Consider the following 18,588-nt stretch of genomic DNA (forward strand, 5'->3'; position numbering starts at 1 on the left):
AGCATGACCCGCCCCTCCGTGTCCTGCTGCCGGTGTTCCTCCAGCACCCGCCGCAGCACCTCGTCCGCCTCACGGAGCCGCCGCCCGACCGCCTCCGTGACGCTCTCCACGTCCGCTGCGGTGACGAGCCCGCCCGGGGGGACGGCGGTGCTCCCGGCCGCTCCGGCGGCCTCGCGGAGCGCTCGTGCCAGCTCGCGGTCGGCCTGCGCGTGGCGGCTCAGGGCGGCGAGCTGCGCGCCCCGCTCGTCCCGGATGCGCTGCAACCGCTCGTGGCAGGAGGAGAGTTCCATGGCGTTCGCGCGCTGCTCGCCCTCCGCCGCGGCCAGCTCCGCCTGCGCCTCGGCGGCCCGCTCCAGGGTCCGGCGGGCCTGCGGGGCCAGGATCGCGAGCTGCTCCTCCGTGAGCCGTACGAGCGCGTCGCTGCTCGTGCGGAGCGCCTCCTCGGTCCCGGTGTCCCGCCCGCGCAGCTGTGCCAGCCGCTCGCCGATGACCTCCTGCTGTTCGCGCAGCGCGTCCAGCGCGACGACGAGCCTCTCCAGGCGGCGCAGCTCGTCCACCTGCCGGCGCAGCACCTCGTACTCGGCCAAGCGGCGGCGCAGGGCCTCCTCGGTCGCCAGGAGCTTCTCCAGGCCGGCGCGTTCGCGGGCGACCTGGTCGGTCGCCTCGGCGAGCTCCCGCACCAGCTCCTCCGTGCCGCGGGCCACTTCGCGTCCGGGCCGGGCCGCCGCCAGCAGCCCGGGCAGCACGCCGGGCAGGCAGCGGCCATCCTCCAGCGCGTCGTCCAGGTCGTACAGGGCCGCCAGTGCGGCGCTTCCGCTCTCCCCTCCGTCCACCCGGCCCAGGGCGGCCGCGGCCCACTGGAAGGCGAGGCCCAGTGTGCGCAGGGCGGCTTCCTGGTCGCTGAGGCCGGCGGTGGCCAGAAGGTCCGCGATCTCGCGTCGGGCGTCGTCCACGTTGTCCCCCCGTCGGGCCGGCCCCGGCCGGACCGCGAACGCGGCCGGTCCCGCCCCGCCCCGTTCCGCGCCGTCCGTCCGGCCGTCAGCGTGTCCGTCGATCAGTCTTTCCGACGGTCAGCGTATCGCCGCGAACCCGCCCGGAGCCGGTGCTCCCGCGACTATCCTGCACGCACGACAACCGGTGTTCGGGGGACTCATGGCCGAGTTGGTGCGTTTCAGCGGTCCTGACGGGGCGGCTCTGCTGGTCGAGGTGGACGACGACGGCCCCGGGCTGGAGCTCATCTCCCGGGACGCGAACGGCGTCGTGCAGGCCGCAGGGCGGCTGGAGGACGCGCTGACGGCCATCCGCCCGGCCCTCCGCTCCGTCGTCGACTCCGTCAAGGCCCTGGCGCCGGACGAGTACGAGGTCGAGTTCGGGATGAAGCTCAACGCCGAATCGGGCGTGGTGATCGCGAAGACGGCCGTCGAGGGGCACTTCAGCGTCAGGATCCACTGGAACCGCTCCGCCTCGCGCCCCGGCATGTGAACCGGTGTCCGCGGCTGCCCGGGAGCGCCCGCCCTGGCTGGTGGGCGTCCGCCGGTCCCCGGCGGAGGACCCCGTCGGCGCCGGGCTGCTGGTCACCCCGCGCCATGTGCTGACGTGCGCGCACGTCGTACGCCCGGGCCCGGCCCCCGAGGTGCCCGGGGCGCCGGTGTTCGTCACGTTCCAGTACGCCGGGGCGCACGACCCGGTCCCCGCCACGGTCGTGCCCGGCGGCTGGCACCCGGCCGGCGGTGCCGAAACCGGCGACGTCGCCGTCCTGGAGCTGGCCGGCCCGCCACCCGCCGGGGCCGGGCCGGCCCCGCTGCGCACCACGGACCCCGGCACCTGGGACCACCGCTTCCGCGCGTACGGCTATCCCAAGGAGCGTTCCCGCCAGGGGGTCCCCGTGCGGGGCGAGATCATCGGTCACGCCGGCAGCGAGTGGCTGCAGGTGGAGGCGAACCCGCACGGCGGCTGGGCGCTGGAACAGGGCTTCTCCGGCTCCCCGGTGTGGGACATGACGAGCCGGGGCGTGGTCGGCATGCTGGTCGCCCGCGACTCCGTGAAGAAGGCCGACCGGCGCACGGCTTACGCGATCAGGGTCGAGACGCTGGTCCGGTACTGGCCCCCGCTCGCCCCGTACGTGCACGACGCGACCACCGAGGAACTGCGGAGCCGGCTCGAAAGGCTGCTGTGGCTCCCGCTCACCGCGGAAGGGGAGATCCCCCGGATCGGCCGGGTGGACCCGTACGACATCGGCGTCGCCCGCTCCAAGTACGGCGACCGCCCGGGCGACGCCGCCCCCTACGTGCCCCGGCGCCGCCAGGACGAGGAGCTCGCCGCCGCCCTCACCGACGCCCGGTTCGTCCTGCTCGTGGGGCGCTCGAAGGCAGGCAAGTCCCGCACGCTGTACGAGGCGCTGCGAAGCGCGCTGCCCGGCGCACGGCTGATCGTGCCGCGCCGGCACGGACCGGACCACCGGGTCCTCGACGACATCAGCCGCCTCGTCCTGCCGACGGGCGGTGACCGGTCCGTGCTGTGGCTGGACGACCTGCACCACTACCTGCAGCCCGGCGGCCTGGACCTGCAGATCCTCGACCGGCTGGCCCGGCGGGACCCGCCCGTCACCGTCGTCGCCACCCTCCCGGCCAGGCAGCGGGCCGCCCTGACCGCCATGGAGAACGACGTCGGCCGCGTCGCCCGCACCGTCCTGGGCAAGGCGCGCACCGTCGAACTGCCGGCTCGCCTCGCCACGGAGGACGCCGAGCTCGCCCGGCAGTTCTATCCGGCGGAGGACTTCACCGCCCGCGGAATCGGCGAGCTGATGGTCGCCGCCACCGCCCTCGAACAGCGCTTCGACGACGCCGCCGACAGCTGCCCCGCCGGCCGGGCACTGGTCAAGGCGGCCACGGACTGGCACCGGATGGGCATGGCGGCACCCGTCCCGGAAGCCGCTCTGCGAGAACTCTTCGACGCCTACCTCTCCGCCGCCCGCTCCCCGTTCGACGCCGACGAGTCTCTGTTCCGGTCGGGCCTGACGTGGGCGCGCGAGCCGGTGGCCGGGAGCATCGCCCTGCTGGAGCGCGTCCCGGACGCCGACGGCGGTCCCGCGTACGCCGGGTCCCCGTACCTGTCCGAGTACCTGGACAGCCGGGCCGAGGACCCCTCCGCCGCCGTGCCCCTGTTCGCCTGGGAGTACCTCGCCGCACGGCAGCCGCACGCAGAACTGCTCCGGAGCGCGTACACGGCGCTGATCCGCGAGGAGCCCGGCATCGCCGTGCGGATGCTCCAGCAGGTCGCGCGGGCCGCGGACGACCCGGAGAGCTCGGCCCGGGCGTCCCTGATGCTCGGCGAGATACGCCTGTACGAGGGCGACTTCGCCCAAGCGGTGACCTTGCTGGGCACGGCGGCCTCCTCGGCCGTGGAGGACGTGGCCCCGCTGGCTCAGGTCGAGCTGGCCGGAGTGCTCGGCATGACGGGCGAGCGGGCCCGGGCGCGCGGACTGCTGGAAGCGGCCCTCGGCTCCCGGGACCCCCAGGTGTCGCAGCTGGCCCAGGTCGGCCTCGCGGGAGTGCTGGCCTTGCAGGGCGAGACACAGCGGGCCGAACAGCTGCTGGAGGCCGTCCTCGCCGCGGGGGACACCGAGGTGGCCGTCCTGGCCCGGACGCAATGGGCCCGTGTCCTCACCGGCAGCGACGCCCGGGGAATCCGGTCCGCCCATGCCGAGGGCCGCGAGAGCGGCAAGCCGGGCACGAGGAGCGGCGGTGTCCGCGCCGGCTCCGCCGAGCCCACCGAGCGGCCATGGGCGCTGTCCCGGACGGTGGGCGAGTCGCTCGCGGGCCAGATCACCGCACTGGCCGAGGCGAACCTCGGCTCGCTCTACGCCGGCCGGGGCAGACTGGACCGGGCCGAGGAACTGCTGAAGTCGGCGGTGAGCAGCGGCGGGTACCACGCCGCCCCCCAGGCCCAATGGGGCCTGGGGGAGCTGTACATCCTGCAGGGCCGGCATGCCGAGGCCCGGCGGATGCTGGAGTCCGTGCTGCTGTCCGGGCATCCCCTGCTGGTCCCGCCCGGCAAGGTCAGCCTGGGCATCGTGCTGCTGCACCAGGACGAGGCCGGTCAGGCCCTGCCCCTGCTGCGCGAGATCGCGGACCTGGAACACCCAGACCAGGGGCCGCGGGCGGCCTGCGTCCTCGGCGAGTGGTACGCCGCCCTGGGCGAGGCCGGCACCGCCCGCAGCTGGCTGGAGCGCGCCGTCGCCTCCGGCCACCCGGACTGGGCGCCCACGGCCCGCGTCGATCTCGCCGTCGTGGCGACGGCGGAGGACAGCAGGGCGGCCCGGCCGGAGGAGTTGCTCAGGGAAGTCATGGAGTCCGGCCACCCCCACCAGGCGCCCCGGGCCGCCGACTTCCTGGGCGACCTCCTCGCAGCCGACGGCCGAGTGACCGAAGCCGAGGACGCCTACCGGACCGCCATCGACTCCGGCCACCGGGACTGGGCGCAGATCGCCCGGATCGACCTGGCCTCCCTCCTGGCGGCCGCCCGGGGCGGCACGGCCCGGGCACGAGAACTGCTCACGGCAGTCATGGAGTCCGGCCACCCCCACCAGGCACCCCGGGCCGCCGACTTCCTGGGCGACCTCCTCGCAGCCGACGGCCGAGTGACCGAAGCCGAGGACGCCTACCGGACCGCCATCGACTCCGGCCACGGCGAATGGTCGCTGATCGCCCGGATCGACCTGGCCGTCATGCTCGCCGACGGCGGAGACTTCGCACGCGCCGAGGACCACCTGCGGGTCGTCGCCGCGTCGGACAACACCACGGTGGTGCTCTGGGCCACGGCCCTGCTCGGCATGGTCCTCGTGCACGACGACCGGCCGGCGGAGGGATTTCGCTGCCTGCGCCAGGCAGCGGCAGGGGGCGACACTCCCCCGGCGCAGCTGGCCCGCTTCCATCTGGCGAAGTTCCTGCTGGAGGGTGCTGCGACCGCCGACGAGGAGGCCGAGGCCCGGGAGTTGCTGCGGTCCGTGGTCGACGGCACTCCCTCGGACGTCACCGAGGCGGCTCGCGCCTACCTGTGCATGCTGCTGCTCCGCAGGGGCGACCACGCTGCCGCGGAGGAGCTCCTGCTCGGCTCGGACGGGGGCGGGGGCACGGGCAGAGACGGCACCGACGCCGACATGGTCGCGGCAGCCTTGCTCGACGCGGGCGAGTACCTGCTCGACGCCGGCGAACTGGAGGCAGCGGGGGAACTCCTCGAAGGCGCCCTGAACCGGAACGCTCCCGCGTCCGCGCCCCGGGCCACGGCCCTGCTCGGCGTCGTACGGCGCTCCGCCCATGACTTCGAGGCGGCGCGGCGGTTGCTGAGCGACGCCCTGGCCACCGGAGAGCCCGGAATCGAACCGATGGCGCGACGCTACCTCGGCAGCACGCTCTTCCGCATGGGCCGTTTCCGGGAAGCCGAGGAGGTGCTGCTCCCCCTGGCCCGCTCGGAGAACGCCGAGCACCGGCCCCAGGCACTGCGCCTGCTGGGCCAGGTCCTGGCAGCGGACCGCCGCCCGGAGGAGGCGTACCCCTGGTTCGAGCGGGCCGTCGCATGCGGCGACGCGGAGACGGAGTCCGCGGCACGCTACGACTTCGCCGAGCTGCTCCTCAGCACGGGGCAGCGGAAGCGCGCCGAGGAGGTCTGGGGCCCGGAAGTGACCGGAGATGCTCCGCCGGAGTCGCTGACGCCGTCGGAAGCCCCCTCGAACCCGAGCACACACCCGCACACCACTCCGTCCAAGCCCCCCGAGCTCCCGGGGGCGGCCCCGCCGCATCCTCTTCCCGCTGCCCTGCTCTCCCTGCTGGGCGACGTCGCATCCGCCGAGGACGACGAACAGGAAGCGCGGTACTGGTACGACCTCGCGGAGGAACGCGCAGCCGCAGACGCCCGAAGGGCCTGTGACTGACGGTAAGCAGGACGGGACTCCTGACTGACCGTCGGGCCATGCCCACGAGGCCACCTGGTGCCCGAGCAATATCGGTTGAGATCCGTCCGCCTATCAGCGACATTACGTCGTTGGGCCGGAGGCGCGACGTAGGCCCGAGTCACTTCTCCTCGGGCCCCGCCCGCGCCCCTTCACCCGGATCACCGCACATTGACCGAACAGGAGCCATCCGTGGCCAACACTTGGCAGACCGCCCCCGACGCTCGTGTCGAGGATCGAAGCAGGCAGGACGGTCCGGATCGCCCCGCGGCCTTCGACGAGGCGGTGATACGCCAGGCCCGCAACTCGGCCGCGTTCTGGACCGCACTCGGAGACTCCCGCGGCCACGAGGTGATCCGCCGGCGCAGCTTCCTCGCCGTGCTCGGCGACGAGCGCGCCGGGACACGTTTCCTGCTGCAGGAACCCGATCTCGACGCGCACGAGCTCGCCGAGCTGACCGAGTTGGTCGGCCGATCGACCGGTCCGGTGGATGCCGAGGATCCGTTCAGTACCACCGACCTGAGCCACCTGGGCATGCGCAACTGGCAGATGCCGATCATGGTGCGTCCGCCCGGCCCTGTCGCCGCCCCCGCGATGGACGTGATCCGGGTCCGGCGCACGGACGAGCTGCAGACTACCGAGCAGATCGTGATCGACGGCTTCGAGCTGACGAGATTCGACCCCTACCGTCCCGGCGAGTTGTTCCCCTCGGCGCTGACCGAGCAGCCGGGCGTGGACGTCTTTCTCGCGGTCCTCGACGGCGAGGCGGTCGGAGCCGGTGTCACCGTCGTCCACGACGGGGTCGGCTGCCACTACTGGGTCAGCACGTCGTCGGCGCACCGCTCCCGCGGCGTCGGGCGGGCGGTCATGCTCGGCTCGCTCGCGCCCATGGCGAACCTTCCGGTGACGCTCACCGCCTCACGGCTCGGACGGCCGCTGTACGAGTCGCTGGGCTACACCGCCGTCACCGAGTCGACCTGGTGGTCCTCCCAATGACCGGCACCACGGCGTGACTCAGCGTCCCCGGCCAACCCGCGTGTAACAGGAATGTATGAGTGAGGGGTCGGGCGGAACGGTTCGCAAAGCGCTCCCTGACCCCCGCCCTCCGCGTCTCGCCGGTCAGGGCGGCTGATCGGCGCGCCGCCCCGGTCAGCACGCCCCATATGATGGGCAGCTGTCCGTCGGGACAGGAGGAGATGTCGCAATTGCCCGCGCCGCACGAGGTGACCCGCATCCGTTTGCTCGGTCCCGTCCAGTACGTTTCGGCGCAGGGCACGGCCACCCGTCCCGGCGCTCCGGGGGCGCAGACCGTACTGGCGGCCCTGGCCCTGCGCGCGGGCACCCTGGTGACCTTCGACAAGTTGATCGACGGTCTGTACCACGACGATCCGCCGTCCACCGCCCGGCGCGTGGTCGTGAACTACGTGCACCGGCTGCGGACGCACTTCGACCGGGTGGACACGGACGGCGGCGGGCGCCCGTCCTCGGTCATCGAGACCACGGCCGACGGATACGTGCTGCGGCTTCCCGAGGAGTGCGTCGACGCGCTGCGGTTCGGCCTGCTCACGGCGCGGGCCAAGCGGCAGGCCCGGGGCGGCGACCTGTCGGGCGCCGTGGCCTGCCTGGAGGAAGCCCTCGGGATGTGGCGGGGCCCGGCTCTGGCGGGGCTGCCCGGGCCCGGTGCGGAGGACCAGCGCCGTGCGCTGGCCGAGCAGCGCGCGTCCGCGGTGGAGCACCGCCTGGAGCTGCTCCTGGAGTGCGGGCACACCTCGGAGCTGGTGCCGGACATCCTGCGCGCTCTGGAGTCGTACCCGTACCGGGAGCGGCTGTACGGCGCGCTGATGGTGGCGCTCTACCGCTCCGGGCGCGGTGCCGAGGCGCTGCTGGCCTACGACGATGCCCGTCGGGTACTCGCGGACGAGCTGGGCATCGAGGCGGGGCCCGCGCTGCGGGGGCTGCACGCGGCCATCCTGGCGGAGGACAGGGCGCTCCTCGCGTCCCCTTCCGTGGTGGGCGGGGGGACGCCTTCGCGGGGCGAACAGGTGCGGCCGGCTGTTCAGGGGCCGCCGGTGCCCGCCCAGCTCCCGCCCGTGCCCTGTGACTTCACCGGGCGTCACGACCAGATATCCGCGCTGGTCTCCGCGCTCACCGGCGGCGCCGAGCACGCCGTCGCGGTCATCACGGGGATGGGCGGGGTCGGCAAGACCACCCTGGCTCTGCGAGCGGCGCACGCCGTTGCCGGGGCCTATCCCGACGGCCAGCTGTACGCGAATCTGCGCGGGCCGGACGGGACGCCGTGCGACCCGGCCGCGATCCTGACGGGCTTTCTGACGGCCTTGGGCGTTCCGCACGAGCGCTTCCCGGTGTCGCTCGCCGACCGCACGGCGCTGTTCCGCACCATGCTGGCGCAGCGCGCCGTGCTGGTCGTACTGGACAACGCCACCAGCGTGGCGCAGGTCGAGCCGCTGCTGCCGGGCGCGGCCCGGTGCGCCGCGCTGGTCACGGCCCGGGCCCTGGCGGCGATGCCCGCCGTCCTCACCGTGCCGTTGACGGGCCTGGGTCCCGACGATGCGGTGGAGCTGATCGGCAAGGTCGCCGGGGCGCGGCGGATCGAGGAGGAGCGGGATGCCGTCGCGGCGCTGGCGGCGGCCTGCGGGTATCTGCCGCTGGCGCTGCGCGCGGCCGGGGCCCGTCTGGCGGCCCGGCCCGCGTGGACCGTCGCGACGCTGCTGGAACGCATGTCGGACCAGGCCAGGCTGCTCGGGGAGCTCCGGGTGGGCGAGCTGACGGTCGAGGCGGTCTTCGAATTGTCGACGTCGCAGCTGGCTCCCGGGCAGGCCCGTGCGTTCATGACGCTGTCCGTGCCGCACTGCGCGGCCTTCGACATCAGGAGCGCGGCCGCGGTTCTCGAACTGCCGGAGTACGACGCCGAAGAGGTGCTGGAAGCGCTGGTCGACGCCGTGCTCCTGGAGACCCGGGCGCCGGGCCGCTACCACTTCCACGACCTGGTCGGCGCGTACGCACGGGCCAAGGCGCAGGCCGAGCTGACCGAGGGGGAACGCCGTACGGTGGTGCGCCGCGCGGCCGACTACATGTGCGCCAGTGTCGTCGCCGCGGTGCGGGCCTCTCAGCCGCTGGCCGGGCCGCTGACCGCGGAGATCCACCCGCGGCGGTCGGCGGGCGCGGAGGTGGGCGGCGGGCGCGAGGCGATGGTGTGGATGCAGGGTGCGCTGCCCACGCTGGTCGCGGTGGTCGAGCAGGCGGCGGCCAGTGGCGACCCCGACGCGGTGGCGCTCGCCGTGGACATCGTCACGCTCGTGCCCTGCTTCGAGGACGTCGTGCCGCTGGCGCCGTTCGCGCAGGCCGCGAGCGCGCTGGTCCCGGCCGCTCTGGCACACTGCGGGGGGCACATCGCGGGCACCGCCCAGTACGCGGCGGGGGTGATCCTCAAGAAGCACTCCTCCCCCGAGTCGCTCCGCCGCTCACGGGCACACCTGCTGAAGGTCCTGGAGATCTTCGAGGACGTCCCCGCGCCGGGCGGCGGCCACCGGCCCTTCCTGCTGGTGCTGTTCTCGCTGGCGATGCTGGCCGAACTGGACCTCCAGGTCGGCGACTTCGCGTCGGCCCGCACCTTCGCGGAGCGGTCGGTGGCTCTGGCCGCGGTCAGCGGCGACCGGGAGCTGGTGGCGCGGAGGCGCACCGTCCTGCTCCAGATCGAGGTCGAGGACCCGGACCGGCGTGTGGACCTGGACCGGATCGCGGCGCAGTGCCGGGAGCTGACGGGGGTCTTCACCCGGAGCGAGGACGAGAAGTGGCTGATCAGGGTGATGATGACGGAGGCGGACAGTCTCCTGCTCGGTGGCGGCCACGCGGAGGCGGCCCGGTTGTACCGGCAGGTGCTGGAACGTGCCCGGTCCAGTGGCCAGGCCCGCAACGAGACGGAGTGCCTGTTCCGGCTCTCCGGGGCTCTCCTGGCGACGGGGGACACCGCGGCTGCCGTCGACACCGCGCGCGGTGCCCTGGCCGGCGCTCGGCTGACCCAGGAACCGCTGCTGACGGCCCGTAGCCACGACGCTCTCGGCAGGGCCCTGCGGGCGGTGGGCGACGAGGACACGGAGGCGGACGCGCACCTGGTGCGGGCCGCGGAACTGTACCGGGGGCTGAGAGGGGCCGCGGATACGACGGCGGGCGCCGCGGCAGGGTCCCGTCCGGGGCCGGTGCCGCAGCACCCGGACGGGACCTGATCGCCTCGGCTGGAATTCACCCCACCGGCAGCTCCCTGCGGTTGCGGACCGGGCCGGGGAGGAGGAGCAGGGCGCACAGGGCGTTGCCCGCGTAGAGGATCCACAGGGCGCCGCGGTCGCCGAGGACGGTGGCGAGGGCGCCGCCCAGGAGGCTGCCGACCGGGACCGTTCCGTACATGACGAAGCGGATGCTGGAGCTGATCCGGCCGAGCATCCCGGGCGGGCAGTACGCCTGCCGGAAGCTGACGATGATCACGTTTCCGGCGACGATGCTCGCGCCGAGGCAGAAGTCCCCGACGAGGAAGGCCGCCAGCCCCGCGCCGTCGGTGGTGAGCGGGACCAGCAGCCCGAACGGGCCGCCGCAGAAGGCGCACAGCAGCACGGCCCGGGCGGTGCCGAACGTGCGGGCCAGCAGGGGCGAGACCACGGCCCCCAGCACCCCGCCGAGGCCGACGAGGGCGATCAGCACGCCGATGGTGCCGCCGTCGACGCCGACCGTGCGGCTCAGGAACACGATCGAGAGCGCCTGGGTGCCCGCGAGGAAGAGGTTCATGCCGGCGTCGCACAGCAGGATCGTCCGCAGGAAGGGGTCCCGGGCCAGGAAGGCGAAGCCTTCGCGGATCTCCGGGAGGAGGGCGGGGGCCCTGCGCCGCTCGCCGCCCGGCGGGCCCTCCTGCGCCCGGATCCGGGTCAACAGGAGCGCCGACGCGAGGAAGCTCAGGCCGTCCGCGAGGAATCCGAAGACCGCTCCCCCGGCCTGGACGAGCGCGCCGCCCGCGCTCGGCGCGACGACTTCGGCGGCCGATTCGCTGGTTTCGAGCTTGGCGTTGCCGTCCGCGAGGTCCTCGCGCGGCAGCAGGGCCGGGACATAGGCGCTGTAGGCCGCGCGGAAGAAGACGTCGGCGGTGCCGGACAGGGCGGCCGCCAGGAGCAGCTGGCCGACCGAGAGGGCGTCCAGCCAGGCGGCCGCCGCCACGGAGAGGAGCAGCACCCCCGAGACGGCGTTGCACACGATCATCACGGGGCGGCGGCGCATGCGGTCGACCCAGGCCCCGGCGGGCAGGCCGATCAGCAGCCAGGGCAGCCATGCGGCGGCGTTCAGCACGCTCATGGTCATCGAGCTCGCGTGCAGGGTGCCCACGGCGATCAACGGCAGCATCACGCGCGTCGCCGCACTGCCGGCCTGGCTGATCGACTCCCCCGCCCACAGCAGCCGGAAGTCACGGTGTCGCAGGGAGCCCTTCACCGGACGGGCCTGTCCCGGAGGACCGCGCCGATCCGCGCGAGCGGCTGCTCCGCCATCATCTCGCCGTGGGCGCAGTCGAGGTCGTGCCGGTCGATGCGGCCCGTCACGTAGGGCCGCCACGACTCGGGGCCGCCGGCGTCGGTATTGGTATCGGTGCCGGTATCGGTGTCGGTATCGGTGTCGGATTCCGCGTCGAGTGCCGCCGTGAAGAAGGTGACGTCGCCGTGGAAGCGGCCGGGACGGTGGTGGTCCGCGAGCGTGCCGTGGTGGACGAAGGCCTCGCCGACGGCCGCGATCACGTCCGTCCCGAGGCCGGCCAGCGGTCCGCCGGGGGCGCCTGCCAGCCGGGCGAACCCGGCTTCGTCGACCGGGGTGTCCGCCGCCACCGGGCAGCCCAGGGAGGCGAGGAGTTCGGCCAGCGCGTCCCCTTGGGAGCATTCCTGCGCGCCGTCCTCGGTGGGGTAGCCGTCGAGCATCACCAGTTCGGCGACCTCCGCTCCCCGTGCCTGGAGGTGGACCGCCACGGCGTGCGCGACGACCGCGCCGAACGACCAGCCGAGGAGGTGGTACGGGCCGGCCGGCTGGACGGTACGGATCAGGTCGGCGTAGTCCTCCGCCATGGCTTCGACGCTCGCGGGCCGGGCGGCCGGGTCGCGCAACGCCCGTGCCTGGAGGGCGTACACCGGCCGGTCGGGGCCGAGGTGCCCGGGCAGCCCCGAGTACACCGAGCCGATCCCGGCGCCGGGGTGCACGCAGAACAGCGGGGGCTGCCCGCCGCCGGTCCGGAGGGGGATCAGGGGAGTGAGCGCGTCGTGCGCGCCGTCCGCGGCGATGCGCGCGGCCAGCCCGGCCGCGGTGGGCGCCTGGAACAGGTCCAGGACACCGAGCCCGGTCCCGAGCAGGGTGCGGGCGCGGGACATCAGCCGGGCCGCGAGGAGCGAGTGCCCGCCGAGGGCGAAGAAGTTGTCCTCGACGCCGACTTCGGACAGGCCCAGGACCTCGGCGAACAGACCCGTCAGCGTCGCCTCCTCGGGCGTGCGGGGCGCACGGGAGCCCGCGCCCGCCACGTGGTCGGGACGGGGCAGCGCGGCCCGGTCCAGCTTGCCGTTCGGTGTCAGCGGAAAGGCCTCCAGTACGGAGAACGCCGACGGCACCATGTGCTCCGGCAGCAGCGACGCCAGCTCACGGCGCAGGGCGGCCGCTTCGAGCGTGCGGCCGGCCACGGGCACGACGTGGGCGACGAGCCACTTGCCGCCGGGGCCGTCCTCGCGGACGCTCACCGCGGCCCCGCCCACGCCCGGGATCCGGGCCAGGGCGGCCTCGATCTCACCCGGTTCGATGCGGAAGCCCCGGATCTTCACCTGCTCGTCCGCCCGGCCGAGGAACTCCACGACGCCGTCGCGGTCCCACCGCACCAGATCGCCCGTGCGGTACATCCGCTCCCCCGCCGCGAACGGACACGCCACGAACCGCTCCGCCGTCGCGGCCGGCCGGTTCAGGTAGCCGCGGGCCAGCCCCGCACCGGCGATGTACAGCTCGCCCGCGACGCCGGGCGGTACGGGCCGCAGCGCCGCGTCCAGGACGTACGCCCGCGCGTTGGCGACCGGGCGGCCCACCATGGGCCGGGTGCTGTCCGCCAGGTCCCACCACAGGGCGTCGACCGTGCACTCGGTCGGGCCGTAGAAGTTGAAGGAGAGCATGTCGTCCACCTGCCGCAGCCGCTCCCACAGGGCGGAGCCGGCGGCCTCGCCGCCGATCTCGAACACCCGAGGGGGACGGTCCGCCAGACCCTCTTCAAGGAGCTGTTCGGCGTGGGTGGGCGTGAGACCGATGACGTCGATGCGGGCGCCGGCGATGTGGCGCACCAGGGCGCCCGCGTCCCGGCGGACGTCGTCGCCGATGACGTGCAGCTCATGACCGGCGACCATCCACAGCACGTCGTCCCAGAAGGCGTCGAAGGACAGCGAGGTCATCAGGGCCACGCGCATGGGCCGGGCCCCGTACGCCTCCTCGGCGCGGGTCATGACGCCTGCGCGGTGGAAGGCATAGAGGTTGCGCAGCCCGGCATGGTCGGTGACGACGCCCTTGGGCCGGCCGGTGGAGCCGGAGGTGTGGATGATGTATGCGGCGTCACCGGGCCGCACTTCGCGCCCGAGGTTGCCCGCGGACTCGGCGGCGGTGGCGGGATCGTCGGCCGCCAGCCGAGGGATGTCGCCGAGCGGCAGTCGGTCCGCCGTCAGCGCGTCCGTGACGACGAGCGCAGGGGCGGCGTCCTCCAGCAGCAGGGCGATGCGTTCCGCCGGATAGCCCGTGTCGACGGGCAGGCAGACGGCGCCGGACTTGAGGACGGCGAGCAGCGCCACCACCGACTCCTCGGACCTGGGCAGCGCCACCGCCACCACCCGCTCGGGCCCCGCCCCGGCCCGTACCATGCGGCGGGCCAGCCGGTTGGCCCTGGCGTTGAGCTCGCTGAAGGTCAGCGCCGAGTCCTCGTGCACCACGGCCGTGGCCTGCGGTGTACGCGCCGCCTGGGCCTCGAACAGCTCCGGCAGGGTCGCACGGGGTGCAGGCAGCCCGGTGTCGTTCCACTGCACCAGCACCCGGTCGCGCTCCTCGGGTGAGAGCGGGTCCGCCGCGCTCACCGGCCTGGCCGGGTCGGCGGCGAGTCCGCCCAGGACCTGTGCGAGGGCCGCGCCGATGCCGGCCGTCGTGTGCGGGTCGAAGAGGTCCGCCGCGTAGTGGAGGGAACCGCTGATCCCGGCCGGGCCGCCTTCGGCGTCCCGCCGCTCCTGGACGTCGACGGTCAGGTCGAACTGCGCCACGTCGAAGCGGAGCGGCTCGTCGCGGACGTCGAGGCCGGTGAGGGACAGGGTGTCGTCGACAGTTTCCTGGAGCTGGAACATGACCTGGAACAGGGGGTGGCGGGCGAGCGAGCGGTCGGGGTTGAGGGCCTCCACGACGCGCTCGAAGGGAACGTCCTGGTGCTCGTACGCCGCCAGGTCCGCCTCCCGGACGCGGGCGAGGAGGTCTACGAAGCTGGGATCACCGGAAACGTCCGTCCGCAGCACCAGGGTGTTGACGAAGAAACCCACCAGATCGTCCAGGGCCTCGTCCGCACGACCGGCCACCGGAGTACCGATCGGAAGATCCGTACCCGCCCCCAGACGCGACAACAACACCGCCAGGCCCGCCTGCAACACCATGAACAACGTGCAGCCGCTCGTCCGCGCGAGTTCCAGCAGCCTGGCGTGCAGCGCGGCGTCCAGCTCCACCGGAACCGAACCACCCGCGTGACCCGCCACCGCCGGACGCGGGCGGTCGAAGGGAAGAGCCAGCTCGGAAGGGGTGCCGGCGAGGTGCTTCCGCCAGAATTCCAGCTGCTGGGACGCGACGCTGTCCGGGTCGTTCTCCTCTCCCAGCAGCTGACGCTGCCAGAGGGTGTAGTCCGCGTACTGCACCGGCAGCGGCTCCCACTCCGGAGCCCTCCCCTGCGTGCGGTCCTCGTACGCCCGCGCCAGGTCGCGGAAGAGCGGTCCCCACGACCATCCGTCGAGCGCGATGTGGTGGACCACCAGGGCCAGCACGTGCTCGTCCTCGCCCAGCGCGAACAGCGTCGCGCGCACCGGAGGCCGCCGGGCGAGATCGAACTCCTCCGCCACCAGACGCTCCAGCGCCTCGCCCGGACCGGCCGACCCGCAATCGACGACGTCCATGTTCATGGCGGGGGCCTCCGCCGCGAGCACCTGCTGGCAGGGCTCGCCGTCCACTTCGGGGAAGACCGTGCGCAGGGCCTCGTGTCGACCGGTGACGTCGATCAGTGCGGCGGCGAGGGCGGCACGGTCCAGCGGGCCGCGCAGGCGCAGGGCGAACGGGCAGTTGTAGTTGACCCCTTGCCCTGTACGGCTCAGGAACCACAGGCGTCGCTGGGCGAACGACAACGGCAGCACATCCGGGCGGTCGACGGCCCGCAGCGGCGGCCGGGCCGGGCCGAAGCGATCCAGGCCGGCCGCCAGGCCCGCGACGGTCGGGGTCCGGAAGAGGTCGCGGATGCCGAGCTCCACGCCGAGGCCGGTCCGGGCGCGGGAGATCAGCCGGGTCGCGAGGAGCGAGTGTCCGCCGAGGTCGAAGAAGTTGTCCTCGACGCCGACTTCGGGCAGGCCCAGGACCTCGGCGAACAGGCCCGCCAGGATGTCCTCGCGCGGCGTGCGCGGTGCACGGGAGCCCGCGCCCGCCGCGTAGTCGGGGCGCGGCAGTGCCTTGCGGTCCAGCTTTCCGTTCGGTGTCACCGGGAACGCGTCCAGCACCACGAACGCCGACGGCACCATGTGGTCGGGCAGCGTCGTCGCCAGCTCCCGGCGCAGTCCGGCGGCCTCGACCGTGCGGCCGGTCGCCGGCACGACGTACGCGACCAGCCGCTTGCCGCCGGGGCCGTCCTCGCGGACCGTCACCGCGGCCTGCGCCACGTCCGGCAGCCGGGCCAGCGCCGTCTCGATCTCACCCGGTTCGACGCGGAACCCACGGATCTTCACCTGGTCGTCGGCACGCCCGAGGAACTCCAGGGCGCCGTCGCGCCGCCGGCGGACGAGGTCGCCCGTGCGGTACATCCGCTCCCCCGCCGCGAACGGGCAGGCCACGAACCGCTCCGCCGTCAGGGCGGGCCGGCCCAGGTAGCCGCGGGCCAGGCTCACGCCCGCGATGTACAGCTCGCCCGCGACGCCCGGCGCCACGGGCCGCAGCATGCGGTCGAGGACGTAGACGCGGGTGTTGTCGAGGGGCAGGCCGACCAGGGGGCGTTCGCTGCGGGCGGCGTCCCACCACAGGGCGTCGACCGAGCACTCGGTCGGACCGTAGAGGTTGTAGCAGAGCATGCCGTCGGCTTCCCGGACCCGCGTCCACAGGGCGGCTCCGGCGGCCTCACCGCCGAGCAGAAACACCTTGGGGCGGTGCCGGGGGTCGGCCAGCAGGCCCTCTTCGACGAGCTGTTCCGCGTAGGTCGGCGTGACGTCGAGCACCTCGATGCCGCCGTCGGCGATGTGGCGGGTCATGGCGCCCGCGTCGCGGCGGATGTCGTCGCCGATGACGTGGAGTTCGTGCCCGGCGACCATCCAGAGCAGTCCTTCCCAGGACGTGTCGAAGGACAGCGAGGCCGTGAGCGCCACCCGCAGGGGCCGGGGCCCATGGGTCTCCTCGGCTCGGGCGATGACGCCGGCGCGGTGGTGGGCGTAGAGGTTGCGCAGCCCGGCGTGGTCGGTGACGACGCCCTTGGGCCGGCCGGTGGAGCCGGAGGTGTGAATGATGTACGCGGCGTTGCCGGGCCGCACCTCGCGTCCGGGGTTGCCGTGCGGGAACCGGGCTGTCGCCGGGTCGTCGACCAGTACCGGGTGCGTGCCGTCCGGCGCCGGCAGAGTGCCGGCGGTGGCGGAATCGGTGACGACGAGCGCGGGGGCCGCGTCCTCCAGCAGGAGGGCGATGCGCTCGGCCGGGTACTCCAGGTCGACGGGAACGAACGCGGCGCCGGCCTTGAGCACCGCGAGCAGTGCCACCACCGACTCCTCGGATCGCGGCAGGGCCAGTGCGACGACGGTCTCGGGCCCCGCGCCGCGCTCGACCAGGGCGTGGGCCAGGCGGTTGGCGCGGGCGTTGAGCTCGGCGAAGGTCAGTGCAGTGTCGCCGTGCACCACCGCCGTCGCCTCCGGTGTCCGCGCGGCGCGGTCCTCGAACAGCTGCGGGAGCATCGCCTCGGGGGCGGGCCGGGTCGTGTCGTTCCAGCCCGTCAGGACCCGCTCGCGGTCCTCGCCGGACATCGGCTCCGCCTCGCTCACCGGGCGGTGGGGGTCGGCCGCCAGCTGCCGCAGCACCCGGGTGAGGCTCGCGGCCATGCTGTCGGCGGTCTCCGGGTCGAAGAGGTCCGTCGCGTACTCGAGGCAGCCGCTGATCCCGGCCGGCCGGTCCTCGCCGTCCCGCCGTTCCTGGAAGTCGGCGGTCAGGTCGAACTTGGCGATGTCCCAGTCGACCGGCTGCTCCTCGGCCGCGACGCCAGGCAGGCTCAGGGCCGTGCCGGAGCCGTTCTCCAGCGTCATCATGACTTGGAAGAGGGGGTGGCGGGCGAGGGAGCGGTCGGGGTTGAGGGCCTCCACGACGCGCTCGAAGGGAACGTCCTGGTGCTCGTACGCCGCCAGATCCGCCTCCCGGACGCGGGCGAGGAGGTCAACGAAGCTGGGATCACCGGAAACGTCCGTCCGCAGGACCAGGGTGTTGACGAAGAAGCCCACCAGATCGTCCAGGGCCTCGTCCGCACGACCGGCCACCGGAGTACCGATCGGAAGATCCGTACCCGCCCCCAGACGCGACAACAACACCGCCAGGCCCGCCTGCAACACCATGAACAACGTACAGTCGTTCGACTGTGCGAGTTCCGACAGGCGGGCATGCAGCGCGGCGTCCAGCTCCACCGGAACCGAACCACCCGCGTAACTGGCCACTGCCGGACGCGGCCGGTCGAAGGGGAGGGAGAGCTCGGCGGGGATACCGGCCAGTTCCTCCTGCCAGAAGCGGAGCTGCTGGGCGAGCGCGCTGTCCGGGTCGTCCTCCGCGCCGAGCAGTTCGCGCTGCCACAGGGTGTAGTCGACGTAGCGGACGGGCAGCGGCTCCCACAGCGGGGCGGTGCCGGTGCAGCGCGCCGCGTACGCCTGCGAGAGGTCGCCCAGCAGGGGCGCCCACGACCAGCCGTCGCAGGCGATGTGGTGGATGACGAGGGAGAACACGTGCTCGTCGGCCGACAGGGCGAAGAGCTCGGCACGTACGGGCAGCTCGACGGTGAGGTCGAAGATGTGGCCCGCGGCCTCTGCGAGGGCGTCGGGCAGCCGCTCTTCGGTGGTCGCCACGTTCGTCAGCGGGGGCCGACGGTCGAGGACGTGCTGCACGGGCTCGCCGTCGGCTTCGGGGAACACCGTCCGCAGCAGTTCGTGGCGGCCGGCGACGTCCTCCAGCGCGGCGGCGAGGACCGCTCGGTCCAGCGGGCCGCGCAGGCGGACCGCCAGCGGGCAGTTGTAGGCGGCGCCCGTCTCGGCCATGCGGTTGAGGAACCACAGCCGGCGCTGGGCGAAGGACACAGGGAACAAGGGATCTCCTTGGGACGCGCGCACTCGGCG

6 protein-coding genes and 1 pseudogene are annotated in these 18,588 nt (G+C 73.9%); 4 read left to right on the top strand and 3 right to left on the bottom strand.

Annotated elements, in window-relative coordinates:
• A partial coding sequence (locus tag NQU55_RS27665) for a coiled-coil domain-containing protein (RefSeq protein ID WP_256791370.1) occupies positions 1 to 953 on the bottom strand: 953 nt, incomplete at its 3' end.
• A gap of 199 nt (positions 954 to 1,152) precedes the next feature.
• On the opposite strand from NQU55_RS27665, the gene NQU55_RS27670 reads away from it, so the two are divergent.
• The 4 genes from NQU55_RS27670 to NQU55_RS36620 all read left to right on the top strand — a co-directional run bounded on the left by NQU55_RS27670 (position 1,153) and on the right by NQU55_RS36620 (position 10,191).
• Complete coding sequence (locus NQU55_RS27670) at positions 1,153 to 1,482, top strand: CU044_2847 family protein (protein ID WP_168093748.1); 330 nt, start codon at positions 1,153 to 1,155, stop codon at positions 1,480 to 1,482.
• A 4-nt stretch (positions 1,483 to 1,486) separates the two neighbouring features.
• Positions 1,487 to 5,929, top strand: a complete 4,443-nt coding sequence (locus tag NQU55_RS27675) for a tetratricopeptide repeat protein (protein WP_256791371.1) — start codon at positions 1,487 to 1,489, stop codon at positions 5,927 to 5,929.
• A gap of 210 nt (positions 5,930 to 6,139) precedes the next feature.
• Positions 6,140 to 6,943, top strand: coding sequence for a GNAT family N-acetyltransferase (locus tag NQU55_RS27680; RefSeq protein WP_256791372.1), 804 nt, complete (start codon positions 6,140 to 6,142; stop codon positions 6,941 to 6,943).
• 200 nt (positions 6,944 to 7,143) lie between these two features.
• A complete protein-coding gene (locus tag NQU55_RS36620; protein ID WP_168094983.1) occupies positions 7,144 to 10,191 on the top strand; it encodes an AfsR/SARP family transcriptional regulator in 3,048 nt (1,015 codons plus the stop codon).
• A 16-nt stretch (positions 10,192 to 10,207) separates the two neighbouring features.
• Here NQU55_RS36620 and NQU55_RS27690 read toward each other — a convergent pair whose 3' ends face one another.
• Complete coding sequence (locus NQU55_RS27690; protein ID WP_256791373.1) at positions 10,208 to 11,437, bottom strand: MFS transporter; 1,230 nt, start codon at positions 11,435 to 11,437, stop codon at positions 10,208 to 10,210.
• A pseudogene (locus NQU55_RS27695) lies at positions 11,434 to 18,558 on the bottom strand (amino acid adenylation domain-containing protein); the annotation flags it as partial. The pseudogene NQU55_RS27695 and the gene NQU55_RS27690, both read right to left, overlap by 4 nt.
• Positions 18,559 to 18,588 lie beyond the last annotated feature (30 nt).

Source organism: Streptomyces telluris (genome assembly GCF_024519335.1).
GTDB classification, from domain to species: domain Bacteria; phylum Actinomycetota; class Actinomycetes; order Streptomycetales; family Streptomycetaceae; genus Streptomyces; species Streptomyces telluris.

Coding starts and splice junctions, on each gene's coding strand:
- NQU55_RS27670 (WP_168093748.1), top strand. CDS start 1,153: ATGGCCGAGTTGGTGCGTTTCAGCGGTCCTGACGGGGCGGCTCTGCTG.
- NQU55_RS36620 (WP_168094983.1), top strand. CDS start 7,144: ATGTCGCAATTGCCCGCGCCGCACGAGGTGACCCGCATCCGTTTGCTC.